This window comes from Microcystis sp. M53603_WE2 (assembly GCF_030065435.1).
Genome location: NZ_JASJFF010001128.1, coordinates 1 through 1,408, shown reverse-complemented (window position 1 = coordinate 1,408; position 1,408 = coordinate 1). Strand labels below are relative to the sequence as shown.

1 protein-coding gene is annotated in these 1,408 nt (G+C 45.2%); it reads left to right on the top strand.

The genetic code is table 11. The annotated features are described in order from the left end of the window. Positions 1 to 608 precede the first annotated feature (608 nt). Positions 609 to 1,408 (top strand): protochlorophyllide reductase (locus PX481_RS23795; protein ID WP_288096399.1); only part of this gene is annotated, 800 nt, incomplete at its 3' end.

Genomic DNA, 1,408 nt, shown 5'->3' with positions numbered 1-1,408 from the left:
TTAAGCTCAACATATCTTTCAAAAGTTCGCGTTCACTTCTCATTTTACCTGACAGTGATCGCTTTTACTTTTGATATTCTGATGGGAGAATGAAACAGCCCTAGGGGCAAGGGGGGGGTACAAAGTTTGCTTGAATTGAAACGTTAGCTTCAAATACTGCTTTGTCTATTTCCCGTAAAGATTTTACATCACGAGCAGGGGGAAACTAGAACTATTGAGTAGAACCCCATATCTTTAATTGTCAAGGTGCAGATAGCGTAGTGGTTAGACTACATGGGTTTTTAAAGCGGTTGATTACCCTATCCGCTCTACTTACATGGTAGCTATTTGGCCTGAGTAGGTCAAGACCCTTACAAGAAGAAGTTATTCGAGATTTTGTCAGGAGACTGGACGCTTATTTTTAATCGTGCTTCGTGTCACTGAGCCTTTACGTTGAGCCTTTACATTGAGCCTGTCGAAATGTGTCGAAGTGCTGTTTTATATTGGCGCTTGGTTTCATCCCGTCGCTTTTAGGGACGGGATGAAACCCCGACATTTGAGATAAAATTTATAATCGGAATCCCTTGGATATTCCCTAGACCAGAGCGATTAACGAAAACTATCAAAAAATGGTACAAGATCAAAAACCCACGGTGATCATTACTGGGACAACTTCTGGAGTCGGTCTCTACGCCGCTAAATCCCTTGCTCAAAGAGGTTGGTTTGTGGTTATGGCCTGTCGGGATATCCCGAAAATGGAACAGGCGGCCAAGGAATTGAACATTCCCCGGGATAACTACTGTATGGAATTTATCGACCTCGGTTCCCTCGATAGCGTCCGGCGCTTCGTTAAAAATTTCCGGGCCTTGGGCAGACCCCTAACCGCTTTAGTCTGCAATGCCGCTATCTATCTGCCTTTGCTCAAAGAACCCTTAAGAAGTCCCGACGGTTATGAATTGAGCATGGCCACCAATCATTTAGGTCATTTCCTGTTGTCAAATTTGCTCTTGGAAGATCTAAAAAATTCTCCCTCTCCCGACCGCCGTTTAGTCATTCTCGGCACTGTCACCCATAATCCCGATGAATTAGGCGGTAAAATTCCTCCTCGTCCCGATTTGGGCGATTTGGACGGGTTTGCCAAGGGTTTCAAAGAGCCGATTACTATGGCCGACGGCAAAAAATTTGAATCGGTCAAAGCCTACAAAGATAGTAAGGTGTGTAATGTTCTCACCATGCGGGAACTGCACAAACGCTATCACCAATCGACCGGAATCACTTTTACTTCCCTCTATCCGGGTTGTGTGGCCGATACACCCCTTTTCCGCAACCATTACCCCTTTTTCCAGCAGTTTTTCCCCTGGTTCCAGAAAAATATCACCGGTGGCTATGTTTCCCAAGAATTAGCCGGGGAAAGAGTCGCTATGGTGGT